At 47.1% G+C, this 23,938-nt stretch carries 25 protein-coding genes; all 25 read right to left on the bottom strand.

Annotated elements, in window-relative coordinates:
* On the bottom strand, positions 1 to 1,440 hold a 1,440-nt coding region (locus DWX62_RS11650), incomplete at its 3' end, for a hypothetical protein (RefSeq protein ID WP_120172838.1).
* A gap of 244 nt (positions 1,441 to 1,684) precedes the next feature.
* Entirely contained in the window at positions 1,685 to 2,113 is a 429-nt protein-coding gene (locus DWX62_RS11645; RefSeq protein ID WP_005829037.1) for a DUF5053 domain-containing protein, read from the bottom strand.
* 38 nt (positions 2,114 to 2,151) lie between these two features.
* Positions 2,152 to 2,346, bottom strand: coding sequence for a hypothetical protein (locus tag DWX62_RS11640; protein WP_005837025.1), 195 nt, complete (start codon positions 2,344 to 2,346; stop codon positions 2,152 to 2,154).
* A gap of 105 nt (positions 2,347 to 2,451) precedes the next feature.
* Positions 2,452 to 4,227, bottom strand: coding sequence for a hypothetical protein (locus DWX62_RS11635; protein WP_005829033.1), 1,776 nt, complete (start codon positions 4,225 to 4,227; stop codon positions 2,452 to 2,454).
* Positions 4,224 to 7,724: a phage tail tape measure protein gene (locus tag DWX62_RS11630; RefSeq protein WP_120172837.1), complete on the bottom strand. Its 3,501-nt coding sequence runs from the start codon at positions 7,722 to 7,724 to the stop codon at positions 4,224 to 4,226. Before DWX62_RS11630 ends, DWX62_RS11635 begins: the two co-directional genes overlap by 4 nt.
* Positions 7,711 to 8,253 (bottom strand): hypothetical protein, encoded by a 543-nt coding sequence (locus DWX62_RS11625; RefSeq protein WP_005829029.1) that lies wholly within the window; start codon positions 8,251 to 8,253, stop codon positions 7,711 to 7,713. The genes DWX62_RS11630 and DWX62_RS11625 overlap by 14 nt, the downstream gene beginning before the upstream one ends.
* A gap of 64 nt (positions 8,254 to 8,317) precedes the next feature.
* The gene (locus tag DWX62_RS11620) at positions 8,318 to 8,842 is read right to left on the bottom strand and encodes a glycosyl hydrolase 108 family protein (protein WP_120172836.1); all 525 of its coding nucleotides are present in this window, start codon (positions 8,840 to 8,842) and stop codon (positions 8,318 to 8,320) included.
* Positions 8,843 to 8,866: 24 nt separating this feature from the next.
* Positions 8,867 to 12,007: a hypothetical protein gene (locus DWX62_RS11615; RefSeq protein WP_120137743.1), complete on the bottom strand. Its 3,141-nt coding sequence runs from the start codon at positions 12,005 to 12,007 to the stop codon at positions 8,867 to 8,869.
* Positions 12,008 to 12,017: 10 nt separating this feature from the next.
* Positions 12,018 to 14,159 carry a hypothetical protein gene (locus DWX62_RS11610; RefSeq protein WP_008664696.1) on the bottom strand — a complete coding sequence of 714 codons (2,142 nt, stop codon included), beginning with the start codon at positions 14,157 to 14,159 and terminating at the stop codon, positions 12,018 to 12,020.
* A 6-nt stretch (positions 14,160 to 14,165) separates the two neighbouring features.
* Positions 14,166 to 14,642 (bottom strand): hypothetical protein, encoded by a 477-nt coding sequence (locus tag DWX62_RS11605; protein WP_005829022.1) that lies wholly within the window; start codon positions 14,640 to 14,642, stop codon positions 14,166 to 14,168.
* Entirely contained in the window at positions 14,639 to 15,427 is a 789-nt protein-coding gene (locus tag DWX62_RS11600) for a hypothetical protein (RefSeq protein WP_005829021.1), read from the bottom strand. The genes DWX62_RS11605 and DWX62_RS11600 overlap by 4 nt, the downstream gene beginning before the upstream one ends.
* Positions 15,424 to 16,458, bottom strand: a complete 1,035-nt coding sequence (locus DWX62_RS11595; RefSeq protein WP_005829020.1) for a DUF6712 family protein — start codon at positions 16,456 to 16,458, stop codon at positions 15,424 to 15,426. The genes DWX62_RS11600 and DWX62_RS11595 overlap by 4 nt, the downstream gene beginning before the upstream one ends.
* Positions 16,458 to 17,813, bottom strand: a complete 1,356-nt coding sequence (locus DWX62_RS11590; protein WP_005829018.1) for a hypothetical protein — start codon at positions 17,811 to 17,813, stop codon at positions 16,458 to 16,460. The genes DWX62_RS11595 and DWX62_RS11590 overlap by 1 nt, the downstream gene beginning before the upstream one ends.
* On the bottom strand, positions 17,813 to 18,091 hold the full coding sequence (locus DWX62_RS11585) for a hypothetical protein (protein WP_005829015.1): 279 nt from the start codon (positions 18,089 to 18,091) through the stop codon (positions 17,813 to 17,815). Before DWX62_RS11585 ends, DWX62_RS11590 begins: the two co-directional genes overlap by 1 nt.
* A 9-nt stretch (positions 18,092 to 18,100) precedes the next feature.
* Complete coding sequence (locus tag DWX62_RS11580; protein ID WP_005829013.1) at positions 18,101 to 19,195, bottom strand: hypothetical protein; 1,095 nt, start codon at positions 19,193 to 19,195, stop codon at positions 18,101 to 18,103.
* Positions 19,189 to 19,689: a hypothetical protein gene (locus DWX62_RS11575; protein ID WP_005829011.1), complete on the bottom strand. Its 501-nt coding sequence runs from the start codon at positions 19,687 to 19,689 to the stop codon at positions 19,189 to 19,191. Before DWX62_RS11575 ends, DWX62_RS11580 begins: the two co-directional genes overlap by 7 nt.
* Positions 19,673 to 20,233: a phage holin family protein gene (locus tag DWX62_RS11570; RefSeq protein WP_008664691.1), complete on the bottom strand. Its 561-nt coding sequence runs from the start codon at positions 20,231 to 20,233 to the stop codon at positions 19,673 to 19,675. The genes DWX62_RS11575 and DWX62_RS11570 overlap by 17 nt, the downstream gene beginning before the upstream one ends.
* Positions 20,234 to 20,347: 114 nt before the next feature.
* The gene (locus tag DWX62_RS11565; RefSeq protein ID WP_005829006.1) at positions 20,348 to 20,647 is read right to left on the bottom strand and encodes a hypothetical protein; all 300 of its coding nucleotides are present in this window, start codon (positions 20,645 to 20,647) and stop codon (positions 20,348 to 20,350) included.
* Positions 20,644 to 20,889 (bottom strand): hypothetical protein, encoded by a 246-nt coding sequence (locus DWX62_RS11560; RefSeq protein WP_005829004.1) that lies wholly within the window; start codon positions 20,887 to 20,889, stop codon positions 20,644 to 20,646. The genes DWX62_RS11565 and DWX62_RS11560 overlap by 4 nt, the downstream gene beginning before the upstream one ends.
* Positions 20,886 to 21,092, bottom strand: a complete 207-nt coding sequence (locus tag DWX62_RS11555) for a hypothetical protein (RefSeq protein WP_005829002.1) — start codon at positions 21,090 to 21,092, stop codon at positions 20,886 to 20,888. The genes DWX62_RS11560 and DWX62_RS11555 overlap by 4 nt, the downstream gene beginning before the upstream one ends.
* Positions 21,089 to 21,364 carry a hypothetical protein gene (locus DWX62_RS11550; RefSeq protein ID WP_008664689.1) on the bottom strand — a complete coding sequence of 92 codons (276 nt, stop codon included), beginning with the start codon at positions 21,362 to 21,364 and terminating at the stop codon, positions 21,089 to 21,091. The genes DWX62_RS11555 and DWX62_RS11550 overlap by 4 nt, the downstream gene beginning before the upstream one ends.
* Before the next feature lie 315 nt (positions 21,365 to 21,679).
* A complete protein-coding gene (locus tag DWX62_RS11545) occupies positions 21,680 to 22,087 on the bottom strand; it encodes a DUF2442 domain-containing protein (protein ID WP_005828999.1) in 408 nt (135 codons plus the stop codon).
* Between the two features lie 33 nt (positions 22,088 to 22,120).
* Positions 22,121 to 22,357, bottom strand: a complete 237-nt coding sequence (locus tag DWX62_RS11540; protein WP_005828998.1) for a DUF4160 domain-containing protein — start codon at positions 22,355 to 22,357, stop codon at positions 22,121 to 22,123.
* Between the two features lie 204 nt (positions 22,358 to 22,561).
* Complete coding sequence (locus tag DWX62_RS11535; protein WP_005828993.1) at positions 22,562 to 23,152, bottom strand: JAB domain-containing protein; 591 nt, start codon at positions 23,150 to 23,152, stop codon at positions 22,562 to 22,564.
* A 19-nt stretch (positions 23,153 to 23,171) separates the two neighbouring features.
* Entirely contained in the window at positions 23,172 to 23,732 is a 561-nt protein-coding gene (locus DWX62_RS11530; protein ID WP_008664684.1) for a phosphoribosyltransferase, read from the bottom strand.
* Positions 23,733 to 23,938 lie beyond the last annotated feature (206 nt).

Below are 23,938 nucleotides of genomic sequence, written 5' to 3'. Positions count from 1 at the left end.
ATTGGGTAATTCTCCCAAAGTCCTTTGTATAAGGCACAAACAAAAGTTTTCCAGAATTACCATAAAATCCTGAATATTATCCCAAGTTGTTTGAATATCTATTGGCACAGGGGAAAGTTTGTTACTATGTACATAAGCATTCATTGTATCCACTCCCCAAATAGAATTACGTTCTTTGGTTAATAATTTTACAGCTTTTAATATTGTTTCATCTGCAATTTTCTCTTTATATAAGTATTGACTAGCATCATTAACCTTCTGATACAAACTTCTTGAAGAATTGGAAGCCGAAATTTCTCCTTCTTTAAGTAATCCTTTTTTTTCAATGAAAGTATCTACACTTAATTCTAAAAAAACTCTCAAAGTGACAGCTGCACAATTAACAAAACTTCGAACATCTATTTTTTTCAATTCATCATAAATTTTATTTGCTTTTGGATTGGAAATCCTAATAATACAATTATTGGGTATAAGAGTTTTACGTTGGGTCGGAATAGACTTCTTTAAATGTCCCTTAGAATGCAAATCACTTCCCTCATTCTTTGCTGTATTATCTTCTTCTTCCAAATTAGGAATTTGTTCTAATGGATTATCCAACCTCCAAACTTCTCCTATTGTCTTATTTTTATCAGGCAGTTTTTCTCCTAAGCCTTGAATATAATCTTTTCTTTGCTTGGCATTATATATAGAACTAACCTTAAAATCTTTATCAGACAAATCTAAAATAATTTGCCCTAAGGCCTTAGCTATTTCTTCTTCTTCAAGATTAGAACTTAATTTAGAATTTATATACTTTAAACCCAAAATTTCCCGAACACTTTTATCTCCTAATAAACGAGCAAAATTTGTGAGTTTAATGTTTTCGGAAGCCCTCTTTACTTCTTCTTGTACGAAAGGAGATGTTCGTATGAAATCAATAGCTTGTATTTCTACAGACTTATTTTTTCCATGTTTTATATCAAATCTCTGTACTTGCTCTGGTTTCCACTCAACTATACCAACTCCATTCTGTTCTCCTGTATGTTCTAATCGAACCCATTTATCTGCCTCTTCTACATCATCATAAATATAGCACATTATTTTTCTAATCGGAGTTTCCATAAATCTTTCATGCAGCTTAAAAAAACGATTCTTTAATGAAGCATGTTTTTTAGAATCAATTAACTTAGGGTTAGCCATCAATTTTAATGCTGTGGTTCTTCTGTTTCCTTCCTTTACAAGAAATTTCTTGTTAGATTTCTTTGATGGCATAACATAAAATGGCTTGGGAGACAACCCATTCTCTAAAATATGTATCGCAATATAATAAATTTTGTCTCCTAATTTTGTTAGCATTATGTCTATAGCCTGCTTTTCATTCTCAACAGACTCAAAACGATCATTATCTGGATTTATAATTAAATTAGAAATACTGATAGATTTGTATTTTTTGTTTGTCATAATATTAAATGGCGAATCCTTCACTATAGTGCGCCTACAGGAATGAATAAACCTGAACCCAATCTTATGGGTTACACTATGGAAAAGGATTCATTTAATTCATTTTTTGGCGTTGCTAAAATAGTGATTTTATCAAACTTAACAAAATAAAAAAACTTTTTATTCTAAATTTAATTCATGATTATTTGAATAATGAAATAAAAAAGGCTTCCAACCCGTGGAAGCCCCTCTGTCATTAAAAACCTTACGGCCTCGCGATAGACCGAGAAGTATCTTTCATTATGTCGCCAAGCTCAGATAGAGCTAAAGATAGAGTATTCAGTTCATCAGCGGTGAAGTTGGCTGGTTTGCCGTTTACCGCACTTCCGTTAATCCGTTGATATAGCCATTGGCGTGTTCTGCCAAAATAGTGCTGGGCAATATACGACATAGAAGCGAAAGGCAATACTTTTTCTAAGGTCTGCCTGATTTCTACTGTTTTCACAATGGCTTGGGCTTCATTGATTGATTGCCTGGCACCATCTTGGAATGCTTGCGCAAACGCTTTTTTATCCTCCGGTGAAAGCGTCTGCAGAAAAGCCCTGAAACGTTTTTTATGGTCGGCCAATTCCTCCGGAGTATTGCATTTTACATATTCCGACTTCCATTTTCCCAATTCTTTCTGTACGTCCATAAGCCTAAAAATTATATGTTAGAGAAAAAGTAGCCCCCTCAAGGAGGGCTACCGTTTTCATTCAGCTTGTCTTGTGCATCATTCAAGTCATCGAGACAATCATTGATGCCTTCCTCAAGCTCCTCATCGGAAATCCAATCAGTATTCTGAATGTCATCCCAATAGAGGGAAAAGAAGCTGAGGTCTTTTTTCGCAGCTTCAATCCGAGCCTTTAGCTCTTCTTCTTCAGTCATAAAAAGATCGCGATACATTATGACACTGCAAATATAATAACCTTTTGGTAATTACGCAAGGGAAAAAGGAGTTATTTTTGAGAGGCAGATGTCTTTTTAACATTATTATTCTATCCGGTAAAAAGTCCCCTTCAGTACCTTGCTTAATCCATCAACATCTATTTCCGTCTCAATCTTCTCGCACAAATACTGCTTGTTGCCTATAAGAAACACCTTATTCACATCTGGCAGCTTATTGGCTTGGAACTGGATTGTGTAAGGGATATTGGAGTGAAACAGACTGAGTGTCGACAACCGATGTCCGACACTGTCCGGACAAACATCGTTCAAGCTTAGGGAATACGGAAGGAAGTCCGTGAGCTGTGCTTCGGTCTTCTGCTGGTAGTCCGTAAAAGGATAGGCATAATCATAGGCATGTGTCTGACCGCTGTAAGTTACGTTCTGCCGGTTGAACTTGCCGGTATTGACAGCCACTTCCATGTGCCCGTTTTTTTCCTGCTTCTCCTTCAGCTCCACGTCACCGTTTATGGCTTCCTGGACATTGAAGCGCTCCTGCTTGGCAACAGTAGCCTGGTAGCCCACCGCGGGTATGTTCAATACCATGGAGGTGTACGGACGGGACAAATCGTAATCAGCTACAGAGCCATACACGCCGACATTGAACTGAATAATTTTAGCCGGGACGATTCCGAGTGAGGTCTCTACATCGGACGATTCCGGGTCACGGATTAAATCCGCATACAAATTGACTTCACGCAGCGTATTCTTATCATTTTCATTGTAGTTGATATAATACCGTTTGCCAACAATAAAGATTGTACTTTTCTTGTCACTGTCACCCATTCCATTGTATGCGGCCAGCATTGCATCGTAAGAATCATATTCTTGTTTGTATGCAGCCTCTATGATGTCCCTTTCAATTCGCAGATAGCCGTCATCCGTATGGGAAGGCAGATTGTAGCCCACATTGCCAGTGCTCAAGTCTTTCTCATTCTTTTCATCTTCAATATCCACAGTGAACTCCCGTAGCAGGGAAGATGCAGGAATTATCTCCTTTCCGGATTCTGTAAAATAATCGTTAAGCCCTACGAGACTCACCACTTTGGTGCGTTCGTTGACCACCGTAACCGCACAAAGGAATTTCTCCAGTTCATCAAAGAATTCGGAAACAGTCCAGTGCGGCAATGCGGCGGCCACCCGGTTGCTGCTTACCGCGCTGCATACATAAACGTTCCGCAAGAAATTGTTATCAAAGAAGGAGGTATCGAACGTATAGCCAAAATACTCCACTATTCTCTTGATGACTGTCAAAAGGTATGGTTGTACACATCGACGGCCATAATAGGGGCAAAGGGTAAAATTGTTCGTGCCGAACTCATAGATTGCATCGTTCTGAAGATTCTCCCATTTGGCTTCCTGATAGAACACCGGCAACCATACAGCTTCAATGTCGTCCACCGAACCGTAGTAGTTCACCATATTGGCAGGTGGCTGGAAACGGTTCTGATTGTTGTTCGGCCAACTGATTGTACCTAAATCAAGTTCGTCAATATACAGATCATCATTCGTCAGCAGATTAAATTCCGCATTACCCGATACGAGCTGTACCTTAACCAGTGCATCTTCTACTGAGAGTAAAACCGCACTGCCGTAAAGCAGGCATCTGGCGTCAACGATGAGTGTGGCCGGAAGGATAGTCTTTTTTTTCGTCACATCCAGTCTGTTCACGTGCTTGAATATGGCATGATTGGCAGGCATGGGGAGTTCTATGTCCAAGGAGTAATTGGAACTGCGGGTGAAATACGGATTCTCGGAGGTGAACGTAATGTTGAACCCTTCAGGAAGGGCGGCCAATTGCCCGTCAATGTATAATTCTGTCATTGCTTGTTGCGTGATTTATTGTTGTTCAACTTCTGATATTCTTTTTGTGCCTGGTTGATACCCCGTTTGCCGGTAACATAAGTTTCCGCTACCAAAGGGGCATCCAGCCTGTTTTTAAGCTTCCGCAATACGCGGGTACATTCTATCAGCATCGCCACCATAGCCGGGTCATTGGTCGTCGTTGTGGCGCTGGCAGCAGGTGCCTTGGCTGGTACGGTACGTGTACTCTTTCCGGAACCTGCTACAGCCGCTATGTCTTCAGCTGTCAGATTACCAACATTACCGCTACGCTGTGCCACGTCAATGGCGTCGAATATCGGTCGCAGATTCGGGTTGGCCACAGCAAAACGGTTGGCGACAAATTCATTGGAATGTACAATACCTTGCGGCTGATTCCAGTCACCGGACGGAGTAAAGCCGCCGGTGTAGAAATTGGAGATAAGCCCTTTGGCTGTCTCAAATGCGGCAGTTATCAGAGCAATCTCTCCGGCAGCTTTAGCTACACCTACGAAGCCGAGTGAACCTATATTCTTGATGGTGCGTTCGGTAACGGCCATAATCATCATACGTTCCAACGCATCAAGCGACATAGTAAGAATATTCTTCAGGAAGTCCTTGAGAGACACCTCGGAGTCCGTGAAGAATTGCGCCATGGTCTCTCCGAAGCCTTTCGCCAGGTCAGACAGTATGTCAAACTTCTCACGTTCAATCCGTTTTTCTTCTTCAGCATCTTTTTGGGCATCCTTCAGATTACGTTTACGCATCTGTTCACGTACCTGGTTTTTCTTCTCCTCACTGATTGCCGCGTCATTGAGAACCTTATGGTAATATACATCTTGCAGTCTGCGCAGCTCATTGAAATACTCCTCCTCGGAAGTCCTGTTTTCATAATGATACATGGCGGCAGCTTCCACCTGCATTTGGTACTCTTTGTCCAAACGGGAAAACGTCTCTTCTGCCTGCTCCTTACGGCGTTTCTCTTCATCCTTGGCAGACTGTTCATCAAGCCTGCGCAATTCATCACGCGCCTTTATTTCCGCATCAAGTATTTGGTCATTGATACGTTGAATCTCTGAAGGCTCAAGCCCCTTGACCTTCAGCTTATCGTTGAGCAGTTGTATTTCTGCATCCCGCATCTGCTTGTTGTATTCTTCCTGGGTCATCTTATCGTCAGCGAGGTACTTCCGTTTGATGTCAGCGATACGTCGGTAGTAGTCGGCTTCAGCTTGGGCGAACTTGTCTTTGGAAGTGTTGTTTTTATCGCAGGTACAAGGTTTGTTTCCACATATCGGACATTTTCCACCGTCATTGCCTCCGGTGGGATTGTTTTTAGGAGTGTTCGGATTCAATGCTTTCCATTTTTCTTGTACCAGTTTCTTATAACGTGCAGTTAAAGATTCAACAATCTCTTCTTCTTGGGAAATCTTGTTGCGAACATCCTCGCGAGCCATCGACCCCATCGGTGAATTGTCACTCAATGCCGGGGATTTTTGAAGGCGCATCAGGTTGATCCGGTGCTTATCCAGTTCGTCGGCAGCCTCTTTTAATTCGATATTGGTTGCTAATACGGCATTATATCGGTCAAGTGCCTCTGTGTTTTCATTGATGATTTTGCCCTCTTTATCAATCTCTGCATTATAATCCGGAATAATAGCCTGCAATTGTACAATTGCCTTTTTACGTTCAAAATTGGAAAGATTATTATTGTGTATTTTGGTGGTCAACTGTTCAATCAGTGATGATTGACGCGCATATTCATCATTTGATTTTTCTGTAATTTTCTCATTGACTTTATTTAGGTCGTAATAAGCTTTGGTGCGTTGTGTCAGTTTGTAGGATGCGGTAGCTGCTGCAAGAACTAATGTAACCAGTAAGCCAATCGGATTGCTGGACATAATAGTCCAAGCTGCTTTCAGCGATTTGGCAGCCAAATCAACGCGCCCGTGTAAAACCTGCACGGCAGCGGCATATAAATAAGTGGCGGTACGTAGTGATTTAAGTAAAACAGAATGTCCTTGCATGAGCATTGATAATTTACGCAAGTTTCCAAATGATGTCACTGTATAACCAGACAATGTATTCATTGATGCGGCATAAGCCAAATTGAGAACTGTCGCAATTTTGGTAAGTGAATTCCAAATAGAATACCATGCTGTAATTATCTTCAGCCGGGTAGCATATACAAGCAATATCGTACTAAGCCACAATACAGTACCACCCCATTTTTTGCACCAGTCAATCAATCCCGGCAAATACTTGAGCACATTGGTCAGCATATTCGTACTCACCGTCAGAGCCGGATTCAGTTTCTCTCCCAAATCAATGGCTGCCAGCTTCATCTTATTGCGTGCCTGCTCCAGTTTGGCCTGTGCAGTATCACTGTTTATGGCCGCCTGCTCATACGCCACATTGGTACCGGTGACGGCAGCGGTGAAGTCTTTCACCATCTCCGTGTTCTGAAGGATTACGGATGCGGTATTGTAGCCTTCCTCCCCGAACATCTTCTTGATGGCGCCTGCATCCATATTCTTGTTCTTCAGATTCTCCAGTGCCTTATCCAACCCGACGATTTTAGGGTTGGTCTCGTCCGCTCCGGTCTGAAGAACCAGAAAGAATTTCTTCAATCCCGTTCCGGCCACTTCATCCTTTATACCCCGATAGGCAAGCGTTTCAATCAATGCGACCGTCTGTTCAATGGGAACATTGGCCGAAGCCGCTGCGGTACCTGCATTCCGGATAGCCTTTGCCTGGCTTGCGATATTGGCGGAACCTGCCTGGGAGCCGGCAGCCAATACGTTGGTAAACCGTCCTGCCTGGTCTGCTGCCGCCCCATATTGGTTGAGTGATAAGGTAAGTGAATCAACCGCTTCGTTCAGGGTAATGTCCTTGGCTGCCGCCTGCAACCGCATGGCTTCCTCCGTAACAGCCTTGAGCGTTTCCTTGTCACCAAGCAGTTCCGGCTTGGCCGAACCGACCAGCATGAACGCATCCAGGATTTCGGCTGCCGACTGGCGGACACGCAAGCCCTCTTTTGTCATGGTGGTGGAAAGCGTCTTGGCTTGCCCGGTCAACCAGGCAATGCTGTCATCATCAAGTCCGGTCAAGGCTTTCAGCCCGGCCTGGGACTCCTCCAACTTGTTGCGTTCGTCTCTGATGGCGCGTAAGGCAAGGGTAAAACCGGTCAGGAAACCTATTACGGACAAGATAACTCCACCGAAACGGTTGAACCAGTCTACCATACTGCCAATACTGACAGTCGCTTTCTTGGTTTCGGTGGTGATGCCTTTTATCTCCTGGCGATGCTGTTTTAAAATCCCCTGAAGATGCTGTATCTTCGCCATGGTGCGGTTGTATTCCTCAGAGCCGCGTGTCATTTCCTTAATGTCACGCTGTAGGCGTTTCATCTCCAAATCAATGGAATTGATGTCATTCTTAATTTCCTTGCCATCGATGTACAAGTAGACACCTCTTTTGACAGTCTTGTCACTTTTTGCCATAACGTTTTTCAATTGTTATTTTATCAAACTTCTGAAGCACATTCTTGAGTGCCTGGTCACCGTAATACTCTCCGGATAAATCAGCCAGTGATTCAATGTTATCCACAATGGGAGGGTCTAACCAGGGTAGGGGACTTCGCCGGATAACGGCATAGTGTTCATCAACGGTACGCATGCGCCGGATACGATATTCAGAAACACGTAGAGAACGCAGTTCCTGACGTTTCTTCTTATCGCTCCATGCCGAATGTCCCTTCATTATAATTCCGTTCTTGACGATATATCCACGCCCGGCGCCATACTCCCGGTACGCACCATACCGGGCAAAGCGGAAACCCAGACCGACATAAGCCGGTCCACCTTCACGGTCTTTCAGCCAACGGGATTGCAGTTCCCTACGCAATCTGCCGGTTGCGTGTGTCCGTTGTAGAATATTTACGGAGGTATTCCTGACTTTCCACGTCCAGTTCTCAACTCCTCGATTGAATTTCTCGGAGGTCATTAAACTCTTTTCTTCAGTTATTGCCATAAAAAAGCCTTTAGTTCCGGACACAAAACTAAAGGCTGAAAAGAGTGGAAAAAAGGACAAGAATTCAACGGACAGAGAACTTGAAATCATTGATCCGGTTCAGCCATCCTTTCCGGAATACAAGCTGCGACGGATCTCTTTTGCAGATTTCTTCAATAAACCGGATTCTGTCTGTCTTGATAGCTTCGAACAGCTGCCGTTGGTTGGCCAGATTGATACTTGCAACCGTCTGAGGACCTACGATGCCGTCTACATTGATTTGCAGTAGTTGTTGTACCCTTGTGATACCGGGACGTCCGGAGGCCCACACCCAATCCACACAGATGTTCGCAATGGACTGGTTGTGTATGAAGTCCGCTTGGTAACGGTCCCAATAATACTTCTTGAAAACATGAAAAACGTCATCCGGAGTAATCATGCGTAAATCATCCGCATCAATATCTCCGTCACCATCCTTGTCATAACCACATGATTTCCACGTAGACAAGGTTATCCCCATATTGGTTTTGCCACCTTTGTCATTTTTGTGGTCACTCCATCCGCCTTCCCATTTGCGGATGACCTTGAATAAGATTTCTACTTTAGCCATACTACTTTTATATATTTCATTATCTTACGTTTCTTCTATTTCTATAATATTCAGCGGAACCTCCATCCATCCTTTTGTCGCATTCTCCATCCCCCATTGCAATTCGAACATTCCCGATTCCGGTACGGTGATTTCCTGTTCAAGCCATCGGGTGAGATTGCCTATGACATCATAACCGTCCGGCAGTTCAAACACATTGGCAACACCGTCCACGACGGTCTGTACCTTCATGAATTCCGTGGAGTTCTTATAAGTGGAGTTCAGGGAACAGAACAGCCGCAGACGGTATGTCCCTGGAGAGAGATGTATCGAGGCTGTCCTGTGTCCGTATGTATTCTGCGGGAAACCGTTATACCTGACATATTTCTCCAACACACTGTCCGGATACATGCCACTATCGTCACCTGTAGTTGCACCACCGACCCTGATATCCTCATTGAAATTGACGGAGTCCCCTTTGACGACAGTTCCGGCATCTTCCCCGGAATCCCATACAAAGGTCCGGGCTGTCGCCGAGTAATTCATCCTATTGATGCCAAGCCCACTGTCAAACACACATCCGGGGGCAACATCATCATAGGCCCATCCTATACTGACCACTGCCTTACGCGGCGGATTGATGGTGATGCTTGCGGACCGGGTTTCAGTCATCTGCCCGAATCCGTCCATCAGTTGTACATACAAGGTCTTCGCGCCCGTTGTATCAAACGTATAGGAGAAACGTTCCGTAAACGCAGTCCAACCGGCAGAGGTCAAATCCTCCGTTTCACCTGCACGGTAGTATCGGGGCATGACAGAACCGCTGTATGATATTTCAACACTCACAGTCTTTCCGTTCTTTTCAGGAACACCGTCCTCTATCACGACAGAGGACAGTACCAACGGGCTTTCCTGATAGATGATGGATGCGGATTTAACAGCGCTCTCTTCCGTAGACGACTTTATCTGGCAGTACAATGTCTTCGGTCCTGTGGAAAGGAATGTGAATTCTACGGTATCACCGCTCCACTCCGACCACACCGTGTCGGAAAAGTCCCTTTTCTCACTTATACGGTAATGTGTCACCTCACCCTTGCAATTCATCCGCACGCTGACCTTATTGCTCAAGGTACTGGCGGCACCTCCGTCTATCACAATGGATGACAGTCCGAAAAGGGCATCCACGATGTCCGGACTCCTATATTTCCCAAGGAAAGGGCCTATAGGGAACACCTTGTCGTACCAATTTTTATAGCCGTTGAAATCAAAACGGAAACTGTCGCCGCATCCTCCTTCAACCAGAGGCGAGGAGGCGGCAATGCGATAGTCCAGATTGATGGAATCGGCAATCTTGTACCGCTCGTCAATAGCCTGGAAATCGAAAGGGTAACGCGGGTATTCCAGTTCCATGTTCCCCTCTACTTTCCAACCGGACATTATATCCGCCGCCTGACCTCCCCAGGCTCCCTTATGTACACAGAAGTTGTCCAGAATACGGACATTCTTGCATTTGTTCGCCTGACTGAACAGATATGGCACGCCATACGAGAAGAGGATGTTGTTATGTATATTAATCAGATGCCCTATTGTCAACCCGGTATCATAATCGGACTGCGGGGGTTCCTGGAAGCCCCCCAGATAGAAAGCGCTTGAGACTTCCGTGCCGGGAGCGATGATATTGTTGAAAATCTCCACATCACCCATGCACAGGCACTGGATGGCAGGGCCGAAATGCCCGCGTATGACATTGTTGTATATTTTGCCACTGAGACCGAGGGCAAGAGCCGATGTCTGGTCCTTCTCCATACGGTTACCGCCATTGATGAATTCATTATAGCATATCTCGGCATCTTCGGCATTATTGAGCTGGAAGTTGTCATAACCCTGATTCTCATAGATATTACGGTATATGCGGGTGTTGTACAAGTGGTGCGCACGGTATCTGACCTCCTCCCCGTTGCTGTTGGTACCGGTATAATAATTAGGACTGTAGTGTCCCAGATAGCTCCCTTCTCCGACCGTGTCATGAATATGGTTATGATGGAGCCTGAGATTTTCCAGCCTATAGGCAGGCCACCACCCCTGGGGGTTATCGGCCGTGGGGTCTGTCTTGATCATGAATCCGGCAAAATCCGCCTTGTCGATCTCGATACCAAAGAATTCAAGCTCGTTCGAATAGTTGGTGACTTGTATGGCGATATTCGCAAATTCCGGCATGGCAATCATTCTGAACCCCTTATCTAGATTATGATAGCCCCTACCGTCAAAGACGATATGGGTGCAGTCATTGAAGAGTATGCCGAACCAATAGAACCAGTTGAATTCAAACGGCTCCTCAGTATCTATCGTGAAAATGATCGGATTCTCCCGCGTGCCCTTGAAATTGTCAAGACGCAGACGCATGGGGTATCTCTCACCGAACTGCGGGTCATATTTTAGGATAACCGTACAGCCTGCCGGATAATCCTTACCGTCTATAATCCAGCTCTCGGCTCCACCCACAATCTTGGCGTCGGGGACGAGATACTCAACCGCTTCATCACGGGGGGCAAGCGCGGGGGTAACGGTTATGAGCTTGTTGATACGTTTGGTAAAAGTCACACCGGTCAGGACATCTGTCACGTCCACCTCCACATCGTATATTCCACGGTCGGACACAGCATCGAAGGTATAGGGGGATGCCGCCCAGACAGTCGGTCCTGGACGGCTCGTGTCAAAGCCGACGGTTTTCACTGGTTCCGGTTCATTCTCCTTGTATATACGCGCAACGATGGTATTGTTGCGGGAAGTGGCATAACCGTTTTCGGCATATATCGAAAGATAGCCCCTTTCCCCGACACGCACTATCTCAGTGGCGGTAACCATAAAATAGGGCTCGGTGGCGGGAAGCATCGGATATGCGATTTTCCTGACAGAAGCGTTGCCGCTATCGTTGGATACACTGACGCTCTGTATGAACTCACCTGCGGCAGACATATCTACAGTCTCTGAGGATTTTCCCAGTACACAATCCAGGACAGACCGTTCAGGCCCGGCTCCACCATCAAGCAGATACTCGTGTTGCCTCACCCATTCGCTTGTACTTGATATGGTAACTTTGTCCCCGACCAGAGGGAAAGGGTTGTCAAGTCTTGCGGACAAGGAGGGAATGCCGATCAGGGCTTTCAGAATCTCGTGGTATTTCATATATTCATCATTATTCAATGGTTACATCATATAACTGGTCTGCTGTATATTCTCCGTTCCCGTCAAGCTTCGGACGGATGGAGAACGATGCCAGGCGGCCGACAGATACAATCCGGTTACCGACATCGTCCGATTTGGTTATGTTGAACACAACCATCCTGTCCCGGTTCTTGGACCGTGCAAGCAACACCAGGGTCTGGTCTGACGGCATACTGTATTGGGCAGCGCTGCTGAAGACTTCATTGCTGTAACGGTTTATACCGTCGTAGCCATCGGTGGTGTCGGCTGTCTCGTCAAACTCGACGCTGTAGTAGTTGTCACAGCCGATGCTGGTATTGTCCCGGTCATTCGTCTGGTACTTGTAATCGAATTCACGTACATATTCCGCGACGCTCTTGTGAATGGCTGCCAGTTCCGCTGTCAGACACGGGCGGTCATCCATCAGGATGGCGCTCCCGTCGGTAATCTGTGCCGTGCCAGCCTCATATCCCTGTGCTTGTATGTACGCAAGGTTTCCCTGGTTGTTTCCGGCAAAATACACCGGTGAAGTATTGTCGGCCATGGAGTACAATACGGTCTCCTTATTATAAATATTACTGCCACTTATGAGGCTATGGACGCTCGAAAGGATGAAGATGCCATGATTCTGCTCATTGTGCCGGACAAATATATTGTTCACATTGACCAGCCTTTCGATAGCGGAAGTGCTCGAACGCGCGAAAAACTCCTGGAAATAGCCGCTGCTGAACACGAAGGTATTGTTCGCGATTATTATTTCCTTGGACATGCCGGGGAACGTGAACCACGTGCAGTCCCATTGGTATTTCGGAAGCTCCATGTTATCATGCATGTAATTGCCGGATATGAATATCTTGTCCGCGCCGAGTTCATTGCTTATTCCGATGACCGGTCCGCAGGTCTTGTAGATATGGTTACGCTCTAAGAACAGTTGTTTGACCTTGCCTACGGAAATGGCTACCTCATTGTAATGGCTGCCGTCTATGTCACAATCCATGATATAGACATCCGTTGCCGAAAGGCTCATGATTGACGGGTGCCCGACCACTTCGGCCTGCATCACTGATTCGGAGAATCTTATCTTTGATATATAGACGGTATTCGCGTCTGTAATGGAAATCGGCTGGACAACGACCTGCGACATACGGATATTATGGAGACACACATTCTCGTATCCTTTGACCGTAATGCCGTAGCGGGTGCGGTAATTGGAGTTCGGACTCTTGGTGCTCTGCCCTTTGACGGTCAGGTTCTCAAAGTACAGGTTGCGGCAAGGCTTGCGTTTGGAGATGTTTGTGGCATAGATGCAGGCGGGCTCCTCCGGTGCATAAACACCCTCGTAGGTATTGAAGTTCAGGAAGGTGATGTCCCGGATGATGATGTTACTGCAATCCTCGATATGTATGCCACCGAAACCGCGGCCGTCGAGTGTGCATTTGCCGGCCCCGTCAATGGTAAGTATATGTGCGGTATCCTGGTTCCAGCCTTTCATCTCCACGCTCCACATGCTGTCCTCATCCTGGTATCTGTTGCCCTTGTAGTCTATGTTGGTCTGGGTGCATGTTATCGTCACATCCTGCGTCAGACCGTCGGGATAGTCCTCCATGACCGATTTGGTCGCGTTGTAGATGCCGAGATATTGCCGTCCGTTGTCGCTGCGGACATAGACGGGCGGTATGACCTTGTTCCAGTCCTCCGCTCTCATTGCCCAAAGATTCAAGATACCCGCAAAGAGACGCCCCACACGTTCGGACGTATTCTCACCTTTTCGGGTGGCACCACGTACCTGGTCGGAAAGGGACTGCAGAATCTCTATGGAATCATCTCCTTCGGCAGTATCGAACTCGATACCGGACTGCTCCAGCAGATCCAGGATGCCGGCAAAAACACGTCCGACACGTTCGGCGGTATTCTCACTGTCCTCGGTAGCACTGCGTACCTGTGCCGCCAGTTCCTTCAATGTCCCAAGCGTATCGTATCCCTCGGAAGGCTCGAATGAAATTTCGGATTCTTCCATGAGGGCAAGGATGCCCACAAAGAGACGCCCGACACGTTCAGCCGTATTCTCACCTTTTCGGGTGGCACCACGCACTTGTGCCGCCAGCTCCTTCAATGTTGTAAGTGTATCAGACATACTGTATCATAAAAATGCATTGCGGCAATTCAAAACCTTGTAAAGTTCGGACAGATGTATTGCCGCAACCACGCCATAAAGCTGGTTATCATTGTTTACCACATAATCCGCTTCCACATCCTCCAAGGAAAAAGCGAGCCACAGCCTTTTCTTCCTTTTGTCTTCCAAAATTTGGTTGAGCAGCTCATCAAGAATGCGCTCGCACTTGTCAAGGGCAGCCTCTATCTGCTCATAGTCGGAGGTGTCGGACACATGCTCCACAATGAAGAGCAGGTAATCGCGGTCTTTTCGGTATGCACCCGGATTACCGCCGTAACCGAATCCTGAGCCACGGTCCACAATCACTGCCGGATAGTGGAGCACGCTGTCCAGTGCCGTATGCTTCTCTCGTTCTGATGAGAGGAAGTGTACTTCATCATTCTCCTTGTGTCGTATATCGACATGCCTTTCAGCCAGATTCTCTATGTATTCCGAAAAAGTCATTTCTTCTGTTTTTGGGCGTCACGTATCCTTTTGTTGAGCAGGCGGAATGCCGTTGCCACCGGCATCGCCTGGTATTTCTCCATCACCGCCACATCGTCACCGACAAAGGCGTCGAAGATGTCGAGCCAGTTGACTGACGGTGCGGCGGGACTATTCCGCTTTTCCTCCGGTTCATCATCCAACGGAAAGAGGAAAGGAAAAGCCTTTGAAAGCCACCTCTTGACAAAAACGTAGTTCAGGAATATGGCATACTTGACGTGCCTGTCAATCTTTGTCACCTTCATTATCCGTTTTTGCAGTATCAGCGGTTTCTGCCTGCTAAATAAGCCGTTTTTCCCACCTGATGGTAGGACAATATATTCGTTGTCCTTCAAATAGAGCATTGCTACGAAAGTGTCCAGTGAGGCATCCTTGCCGTCACGGACATATCGGTTGAAAGCAGTGTCCACGTGCATGAAGTGTTCGAAACACATCCCCTTCAGGCGGTCACCCGGCGCTTTCAGCCCGGAGACGGCAGGAAGGATAAAGCGGTCCATCCGGACACGGCAGTCGCTGATGAACTCCACCAGTTCGCTCAGCTTATAACTGTAATAGGTGTCGGAACCGACCCCGTACGGCAGGGAATAGAACTCCTTCAGGAAGGATGGTTCGTCTATTTCCTGAAGATAAAGCCGCGACACGAGCAGGAACTGTGCCGGTGTCAGCTCCTCCCATTTCTGAGGTACCCGGCGGATTATCTCATGGCGGATTCCGAATCTACGGTATGCAATGCGAAGCTCCCTCATGTCCAGAATGTGCGTTTATGGTCATTGTCCCGGTCGTATATCTGCCTGGGATCACCCTCATAGAAATTCTCAAAACAGCTCCGTACCGTACGCAGCAGCACGGTCATGTACATGTCCGCATCCGTTTTCAGATTCTGGATCTGTACGGCTATGCGCTCCGTATCGACGGGTCTCTTCTCCTCATTGCCCTTCTCACCCGGCTGTACAGCGGTGAAGTACAGCCCCCGGTCCGTGACGCTACCCGTCTCCATCAGCAGCCGTCTGACCGCCATTGCCACAATGTAGCGGGAGCAGGCAAGGCGCAACCGCTCCATGCTCTTCCGGGCTTCTTCGTCTTCTGGGGGATTTACCAGTCCGTCAATCAGATGCTCATACAGCTTGTCACCGATGGCCGGCTGAAGGAGCATCTCCTCGGCAAACTTCAGGTGCGGCTGCAGACGGAGGAAAACAATCCGGCTGCCATTGATAAAACAGACGTCATTGACATCCGCGGTACTGCGGACAATGGCTGATTTACGGTCCTGATAGGCCTGGGAGGACGCGAACTCCGGATATTCGGCTATATGGGCATACAGAAACTCAAGCAGCTCGTCGAGCGCATTGAACCCCTTGTTGCGTAACGATGCCCGCAGGTTATCTTCCTGGTACTTGTACACCTGCTGGAATGATTCGCCGTTGTCGGATTTCTGACGTTGGAAGCCCGCATCGGTGATACGCATGCTGATTTCATCGAAATCGTTCCAGAACGCCAGGTTCGCGTTCGCGCGTTTGCAGATCTCCAGCAGGCGGCTGTCCAGTTTCTCCCGTTCGGTTGCCCCTTCGGTATTCTGTTCCAATACATCCGGATTTGGACCGAATTCATATATCTCGACCACTTCTCCCACCATCGCATCGCCCAATAACGGTACGAGGTATTGCCGGAAAGCATTCCGGAGCGGTGCCTCCATCATGTCAAAGGAGATGGCGGTGTTCACCTTCATCACCGCTTTCAGCTCCTTGCCGTTGTTCCATTTTTTTGCACTGAATATCATTAGCTCAATGTTTTTTTGGTACCGCTGCCGGTATCGAGGGTTACTAATACGGTATTGCGGAAACGCAGCTCGCATTCCGGCATGCCGTTCATTTTGATATAGAGTTCTATAGGGTCCAGGATATTCTGCCGGTCAATCCACGCGTTGGCAATGTTCACAAGGAAAGCCTCACGGATATTGGAACCGCCCTGGTTGCCGGCATAGGTGCCACCGGGCATACCTGCACCGAGCACATTCGGATTCACCATCAATGCAAACAGAATTTCCGAGTTGGCGGCTGCCGACACCGGAAGATTGTCACTACCCTGGTATTTGTTCTCCAGCGGCTTGATTTTCCACTCCTCCTCAATCCTGCCGTTCATCTCGTTCACGGCATAATGAGAGAAGATGGGCTTCTCCGCATTGTCCGGTCCGCAAAGGTTCTGCTCCACAGAATCCATATACTTCTGTATGGCCGCCTCACGCTCCTTGGCAGAATAGTCCTTGGACGGGTATTTCTTCTCCCAGTAGGAATACGGTATCTGTACATGCCACTTCCAGGTTATCTGGTTCTTGTAGGCTTTCTTGAGGAAATGGGGGATAAGATGGGCTATCTCCACCCATCCACAAACGTAGGCGGGCCACCAGATGGGCATGCCGTAAAGGTCGTCGTTGCTCCAGCTGTCGCGTACCGGCATGATGAAACCGTCCCTCACCTTTCCGGCAAACTTTAACACCTCGGCGTGCATCTGCGGGTCGTATTCGGAGAGCACATCCAGCCTGGTGTATTGTCCCTTGTCCGGACGTTGCGGCCAATATCCGGAAATGATGCACTTGCAGGCGCCGTATTCGTCCACTTCGGAATAACGGCGGTAAAGCGCATTGACCGGATTGACCCCTGCAAAAGAATTGCCGGCAGCCGACGGCACAAACTGGACGGCACCGTTGCCGAATTTCAAGTAATCCCGAAGCACCTTCTCCATGTAGCGCCTCACATTCCGGGAAGCAATAAAAGCTTGTACTCGGCTATCGGTAACGGGCTTCAGTATCTCGTTGCCATCATTGTCGTAACCTTTCACCGTACAAGGATATATGCCTTGCCCAAGTGTCAGGTTACGAAGAAACTTCAGGCCCGTATTGAGCACGCTGGTGTTTCCTATCTCTTCAGCCGCCTTCTGGGGGAAATCATTCTCATCTCCCCATGGACGCACCTTCACTCCGTCGATGTCTATATAGGAAACATTCGACAAGTCATATGGCGCCAGGATTCGGGTACGCTCCTTCATTTCGTTCTGGGGTGTCCCCGTCGTTTCGCCGAATATGTACGTGGACTGCATCAGCAGGGGAATGCCGCTTGAATTAAACAATATGTTCATCAGAATATTATTTTCTTTTTGTTATACTCCAGTATCAGGTCAATATCCACAGGGTAGGGGTGTCCTTCCGGATTTCCCTTGCAGTCGCAGGGCTGCACGCCCCGGAGCTGGTATTCCTTCATGTTCATGCGTCCTGCACCGCAGGCGTAGGCCTGGGGCATGAAATAGACCTTGCCTTCCTTGCTGACGAACTTTATCGAAAAGATGCGCCGGCGTCCGCGTTCGTCCGTGCGGATGTCCATGTCGGCCAGAGCCAGGTTTCTGCGTATTGTCTCCATATCGTTATATCATTCAAATGTATTGTCAAATGTTCTGTCGAATATCCGCCCATAAATACCATTGTCACCGGTACGCTCGAAAGCCAGATGCAGGCGTGATGCCTGACGGAATGTAAGTGAGACATTGATTTTCTCGTTGCCGGTACGCTTGTGAGAGAAATCAATGTCAGTGGTCACCACTTCCGTCGATGTTTCCGTATTATACAGCTGCAAAGAATCAGTTGTTATCAGATCCAGTACCTTTCCGTATTGTCTGGTGTCCAGATAGCCGCTGTTTACCGTACGGCTGTCAATGTATTTGGATGAAGTGCGGACGGTTCTCTGTAACAGTTCTACCGGATCACCCTCAAGTTCGGGGGAATATTCCACCAGTCCGGTGAATGCCATTGTCTCCGGCATACCGAATGCGTTTCGGTAAATGAAATTGGTGACATTCCTATACTGTCGGTCATCATTGACAAATCTCACCTTATCCTTTACAGTGCCATCTTTTTTCAATAGGACATCATAATATGTGATGGATGATACGGCAATACCGGACCGACGTACAATCTTATCAAGTGAAAAAGAAACAGCGAGCATACCGGCAGTGGCATCCACTTGCTCACTGACTGTCTTGTACTTTTCCTTTCCCGCATCCATGTAGGCTATGCTCATGTCCACCGACATGCCTTTATGGGCAGTAAAGGTTAGATATTCCATTCTATCATGGGCTGTACGGATTGTGCTCTCGTGTGTCAGAAAAAGTACGTCTGACGGGGATACCGATGTGCGACAACGGCTGTAATAAGCATTGAAACTCCTCCGGACTGTGTCCTGCTTGCCTGAAAACACAGCGGTTATGGACAATGGAGCCTGATAATAAGAGACTACATTGTTTGACATCCCTTTCGGGTCATGCAGGGAGAAGTGACTGCGGAGCATTTCCCCTATCTCATGGATTACCACGTTGCCTTTCAAAGCGTAATAGCTCTCATTGAAAATCTCCGTACCTCCGGTTTCAATACGGACATTCAACTGTTCATCTGTGATTCCTGAGATTTTTATTTCCCCGATTTCCGAGATGAAGCAGTCCACTCCATCATGTATGCCGTCCACTACCATTGCCAAAGGGTTTTAGAAATGCCCAACACCAGTGACCTGTTGTACAAGTCATATCCTGCTCTGAACTCCCATTGCTTATGGCGATATTCTGCCGACAAGACTTGCCAGGAACGTCCAATTTCCAGACCTAAGGCAAGAGCATTGTTGCAGACGACCGGTTGCCGGTAGTCCACCACTACCGTGCGGTCAAGCAATGAATTGCGGGATATGACGTCGGTCAGCTCCACTTTCAGGTAAGGGCGTTCAATAATTGTATCAAGATAATGCTTCTCCGAGAAATAGTCGGCCAGTATAGCCGCCGTATCCACTTCTGTGGGTACCTCACGGACAATCACCTCCGGTTCCGGAATGGCAGAGCGTATCGTATCATGCCTGACCACCGTTTCCGGTACATGGACAATGCTCCGTTTCCGGGAACCCAGCCAGTGGCCGGCCCAGCCGGAAAGAAATGCGATAACCGCACAAAGCAACATATGGCTAACCTTCCGTCTCATCGGCCTTTCTTCTGAATTTATCCGTGACTGTCACCCACAATATTCCCACCTGCTTGATCAGCGCATCTTTCGGCTTGCCGTCGATGACTGCCAGGTTCTCCAGTATGCTTGTCACGTGCTCGACGCAGAACCAGGTCATGACGAACACCTTGACAATGGAAAAGAACAGGGTGGCCAGCAGCATGACAAAGCTTTCTTCCGCTCCGGCCTTGCTCTCCAGATAGAACGAGTGGGTGATATAGATGATGGTCAGCCAGATACACAGCTTGATGATGCAGCGTGAGAAACGGAAGCTTTCAAATCCTATTCCCTGGACCTTGCTTGCCCGGATGCCCGTCCACATCTCTGAGACAATGGCGACGAGCATGGCCATGGCCAGGAACGGTGTAATGCCTATCCATTCGCTGACTACGGCAGTGACGGCGCTGAAGGAGATGGCCGGAAATTGCAGGTTGTACTTGAAGCTCGGAGCCACCGAAAGAAAGAACTCCTTCGGTGAATCATACCCATAGGTGGCGACGAATCTTGTGAAAAAACGTATCATATCTCTTTTTTTGTCACAAAGATAGAGCCCAACCATCCGCTCTCATAGGACAAAAAAAGCCCTTACTCTCACGAGCAAGGACTTCAAAAATAAAAAAATCTCCGGTTAGTATTTTTATGGCTTCTCGTACATCACCCAGTAGGGTTGTCCTGCCAAATATTCTACATGGTACCCGGCATCAGCCAGTTGTTTGGCCAGCGCCATCGGAGCGACATCGACAATGTTCGACAGCTCATATACCAGTTCAGCGGTGGTCTTGTAACATTTCTGTGAAGTGGTACCGATGGGTGAATAGTTCTGGCCGATGAAGTTTGCTATGGCTTTCTGCCGCTCGGCTTGTTGCTTCTCCAATTCGTCTTGTTTGTCCGGTTCTTCGTCGTTTTGATAAGAACGGAATCCTATCTTCTTGCTCATTGTGCGCCTCCTTTCTCTTCTTCCGGAGTCAAGCTTCTTATCATGGATGACACAATGCGTAAATCACTTATTACGGATATAATGTCATCAGCACTAACTTCATTGTCGACTTTCAAGTCCAGGATTAATCCGGTAGCTCTATCTATGGTATTGCAACAAGCACTGGCAACGCCATTTTGTAAAATCGAGATGGTTTCGCTGATGGAGGAGGTCAATACGATGTTATTGATTTCGGTATTCATTTCTCACCTCCTTCCCCATTAGCCTTTAGGGCATTTTGCATGCAGGAAATGATTTCACGTAACTCATCGGCAGACATATCGCAAGCTATATAATTACCACCATACGACAACATATAACTATATTCATCGGTGTTGGTAGCTGAATGACTGCGTTGGCTCGTTACAAATATGCCATCTTCGCTGATTTTTTTATGTTTGCTCATGCCTCACCCCCTTTCCGGCACTTCTTTGCCTTATAAACACACAACGCGGCTGCCGCCAGTAGGGGAGGGAACACCATCGCGGCACATGCCCAGACAATGGCACGGAAGTACCAGCAATCGGCTTCGGTCTTTATTTCGCAATCGGGAGCCAGGACGCGGTAGTAGCGGCATTGGATGTTGGATACTTGCTCATTCAGAGCTTTCAAGTTCTCGGATACACGAATCCCTGCGGGTTCTGGTGCGATAAGCGCACCGGATGTTTGATTTTTCATACTGTAACTGTTTAGCATTTTAGGCAATTTTCTTAAAAGAAGAACGGCTGCCATTTCCCGTGTCGCTAAACAGTTACAGATTCCGCTCGTAGAGCAAAAGTGTAATGGGAAAGGCAGCCGCCTATTTCGTATGTATCATTTTACTGACGTCAGTAAAATGGTTAATGTATGGGCATAAAAAAAGCCCACTGAAATTCATTGAGCATTGACCGCGCTCTGCGATACGGTGTGACCGTAACTGTTTAGCACTGCAAAGATGAGAGTTTCTTTTGAAACAACAAAAGAAAAGCGGAGTTTTTTGCTCCGCTTCTCTTTTTAAATTGAAATACCGCTCAATTCCTTTCCGATTTCACGCACCGTATTCAATATCGCCTGCTCCCGTTCTTTTGAGGGACGTTTAATTCCCCGTATATACTGTGCCAACAAACTCTGCTGCATCCCCATCCGTCGGGCAACAGCCGAAGCGTTTATCTCCGGGTGTGTAAGGAACAAGCGGGAGATACCTGCCGGTTCTGGATCATCATATTCAAAGCTCTCGTAAGAAACATCCTCGTCAATCTCTTCCCAGTGAATGCCGAAAGCTCCCAGCTCATAATCCTCGCGCTGCTCTTTGGTGGCATTCCTCAATCTTTGATAATACAAGATTGACTGCCACAACGTACGACCGTCATCAGTTTCGATGTAGATTCGTTCACCTTCGAACCAAACTTTTTTCGCTACCATAATCACTCCTTTCTATGTATAGAGATATACGGCTTATTTGCCGTATATCTTAACCCATTCTGTAATAATCAACTCTTTGTTCTCTTCAATAATAGACTCAGCCAGTTTTATGTCTTTGGGCTTCATTCCTTTATTGACCATCAACCGGATTTCATCACCTACCTGGAACTTGGCTTCACCGTCTTGACTGAGTACATGTACATGCACCGGTTCGTGGTCACGTACATAAATTCTAAACTTCAAACCGAATAAAATTAAAATTGTTGGCATATCGTTATCTGTTTTTGATTACTCTGCAAAGATAGGTAATTATTTTATTACCCACAAAGAATAGGGTAATTATTTTATTACCATAAGTAAAAATCCCCTCCGTGGTTGAAGGAACGGTAACACGACCAGTCATTCCGCTTTTCGGGCCCCATTTCGTTTGCGAGCATGCGAGCAAACGGAATGGGTGCGCCCTGCACCCCTCCGTCAAATCAGCCCCTCATCGCCAAAACTGTAATATCCACCATTCGTTATAATCACATGGTCTATCATCCTAATATTGAATAACCCTGCCGCCTTTTTAAGTTGCTCCGTCAGCCTCTTGTCCTCATTGCTCGGTCGGCTGTTGCCACTCGGATGGTTGTGCACCGCTGCGAACTGCACCGCCCCCGTATCAATCAGCACGCGCATAATCAGTCTTATATCCGCTGAAGTCTGGTCAATACCGCCTACCGATATGCGTACTTTCTTGATAATCCGTCCGGCTTGGTTTATCGACACTACCCAAAATTCCTCATTCGGCAAATCTCCTATCAACGGCTCCATCAGTTCGTATACGTCTTTGCTCATCCTTATTTGCCTACGTTCCACCTGCTGCGACAGTTGTCTCTTGTACATCTCCACGGCTGCCACGGCTACCCTCCTGCGTCCAGGAGTCAAAGAGGAAAACAATTTTTCAAGGTCTATCACTTCGTTGCTGCGTTCGATGTCCGAAACAATCTGTCTGTTGTTGCTGATTTCGTAAATCAGTTCGCTGTCGCTCATGTAGCGGCAATCGTTATCAAAAAGAGTATTCATAATTGTATGGATTAAATTGTTATAAAAGAATTGTCTTGCCTAAGAAATAGCCTCCCAAAACCTCTGCCCCAAGCGTTTCAAGTGCACACGCAAACCGTGCGTAACTATGCCCCTGCGTCAGTATATCATCGAATACAAGGCATTTCTTACCCTTGAAAAAACGCTTGTCAAACTTGATGACCTCCACCGTCTGCACCGTCTTGGCCGCTTTCGTCTCATGGATGGCAAGCCGTCCACCCTCAATGGTAATTGCTTTGTACGCATTCCTGCACCCCGTCAGCCGTGCCACCTCTTCGGCAAAAGCCTTGTATCTGATTTCGTTCTTCTCTCCGCTACTGGCTGGTATGCAGACCAACGTCACGTTGCAAACCTCCGCACCGAACTGCTCGCGCATCTTCTTCGCTACAAGTTCTGCCACAGACGCACTGCGCTTCCCGTCCTTAAAATCCCATATCATCCTGCGGATAGACCACTCCCGTTTGTTAGCCTCGTACTTGGTAGGCAAGTAATCAAAGAAGTTAAACATGAATTTAGACCATTGATTTTTCCATGCTTCGGGGATGTTTCTTTTTGCTGCCATAACTGTAAGTTTTTAATTTATTCTGGATTTCTGGAGTCGTCGGGTGGAGCCTTTTTTAATTTTCTCCGTTTCCCAGAACGACTTTTTTTTTATTCCGGCGTGTCTGTATGACGTGCGGTATGGTTGCCTTTTGATGCCGCAATAATTGAGGTGCCGAGGATGACATTCCGCAAGGTTCCGACTAAAACCGAAGGCTTGAATACTAC

Source organism: Bacteroides sp. AF20-13LB (assembly GCF_003603065.1).
GTDB classification, from domain to species: domain Bacteria; phylum Bacteroidota; class Bacteroidia; order Bacteroidales; family Bacteroidaceae; genus Bacteroides; species Bacteroides uniformis.
Note: the sequence above shows the minus strand (reverse complement) of the source record. Positions and strands in the feature narration are given on the sequence as shown.

Excerpts from the sequence above, each read along its gene's own strand:
- DWX62_RS11645 (WP_005829037.1), bottom strand. The coding sequence starts at position 2,113 with ATGGACGTACAGAAAGAATTGGGAAAATGGAAGTCGGAATATGTAAAA.
- DWX62_RS11640 (WP_005837025.1), bottom strand. The coding sequence starts at position 2,346 with ATGACTGAAGAAGAAGAGCTAAAGGCTCGGATTGAAGCTGCGAAAAAA.
- DWX62_RS11635 (WP_005829033.1), bottom strand. The coding sequence starts at position 4,227 with ATGACAGAATTATACATTGACGGGCAATTGGCCGCCCTTCCTGAAGGG.
- DWX62_RS11630 (WP_120172837.1), bottom strand. The coding sequence starts at position 7,724 with ATGGCAAAAAGTGACAAGACTGTCAAAAGAGGTGTCTACTTGTACATC.
- DWX62_RS11625 (WP_005829029.1), bottom strand. The coding sequence starts at position 8,253 with ATGGCAATAACTGAAGAAAAGAGTTTAATGACCTCCGAGAAATTCAAT.
- DWX62_RS11620 (WP_120172836.1), bottom strand. The coding sequence starts at position 8,842 with ATGGCTAAAGTAGAAATCTTATTCAAGGTCATCCGCAAATGGGAAGGC.
- DWX62_RS11615 (WP_120137743.1), bottom strand. The coding sequence starts at position 12,007 with ATGAAATACCACGAGATTCTGAAAGCCCTGATCGGCATTCCCTCCTTG.
- DWX62_RS11610 (WP_008664696.1), bottom strand. The coding sequence starts at position 14,159 with ATGTCTGATACACTTACAACATTGAAGGAGCTGGCGGCACAAGTGCGT.
- DWX62_RS11605 (WP_005829022.1), bottom strand. The coding sequence starts at position 14,642 with ATGACTTTTTCGGAATACATAGAGAATCTGGCTGAAAGGCATGTCGAT.
- DWX62_RS11600 (WP_005829021.1), bottom strand. The coding sequence starts at position 15,427 with ATGAGGGAGCTTCGCATTGCATACCGTAGATTCGGAATCCGCCATGAG.
- DWX62_RS11595 (WP_005829020.1), bottom strand. The coding sequence starts at position 16,458 with ATGATATTCAGTGCAAAAAAATGGAACAACGGCAAGGAGCTGAAAGCG.
- DWX62_RS11590 (WP_005829018.1), bottom strand. The coding sequence starts at position 17,813 with ATGAACATATTGTTTAATTCAAGCGGCATTCCCCTGCTGATGCAGTCC.
- DWX62_RS11585 (WP_005829015.1), bottom strand. The coding sequence starts at position 18,091 with ATGGAGACAATACGCAGAAACCTGGCTCTGGCCGACATGGACATCCGC.
- DWX62_RS11580 (WP_005829013.1), bottom strand. The coding sequence starts at position 19,195 with ATGGTAGTGGACGGCATACATGATGGAGTGGACTGCTTCATCTCGGAA.
- DWX62_RS11575 (WP_005829011.1), bottom strand. The coding sequence starts at position 19,689 with ATGAGACGGAAGGTTAGCCATATGTTGCTTTGTGCGGTTATCGCATTT.
- DWX62_RS11570 (WP_008664691.1), bottom strand. The coding sequence starts at position 20,233 with ATGATACGTTTTTTCACAAGATTCGTCGCCACCTATGGGTATGATTCA.
- DWX62_RS11565 (WP_005829006.1), bottom strand. The coding sequence starts at position 20,647 with ATGAGCAAGAAGATAGGATTCCGTTCTTATCAAAACGACGAAGAACCG.
- DWX62_RS11560 (WP_005829004.1), bottom strand. The coding sequence starts at position 20,889 with ATGAATACCGAAATCAATAACATCGTATTGACCTCCTCCATCAGCGAA.
- DWX62_RS11555 (WP_005829002.1), bottom strand. The coding sequence starts at position 21,092 with ATGAGCAAACATAAAAAAATCAGCGAAGATGGCATATTTGTAACGAGC.
- DWX62_RS11550 (WP_008664689.1), bottom strand. The coding sequence starts at position 21,364 with ATGAAAAATCAAACATCCGGTGCGCTTATCGCACCAGAACCCGCAGGG.
- DWX62_RS11545 (WP_005828999.1), bottom strand. The coding sequence starts at position 22,087 with ATGGTAGCGAAAAAAGTTTGGTTCGAAGGTGAACGAATCTACATCGAA.
- DWX62_RS11540 (WP_005828998.1), bottom strand. The coding sequence starts at position 22,357 with ATGCCAACAATTTTAATTTTATTCGGTTTGAAGTTTAGAATTTATGTA.
- DWX62_RS11535 (WP_005828993.1), bottom strand. The coding sequence starts at position 23,152 with ATGAATACTCTTTTTGATAACGATTGCCGCTACATGAGCGACAGCGAA.
- DWX62_RS11530 (WP_008664684.1), bottom strand. The coding sequence starts at position 23,732 with ATGGCAGCAAAAAGAAACATCCCCGAAGCATGGAAAAATCAATGGTCT.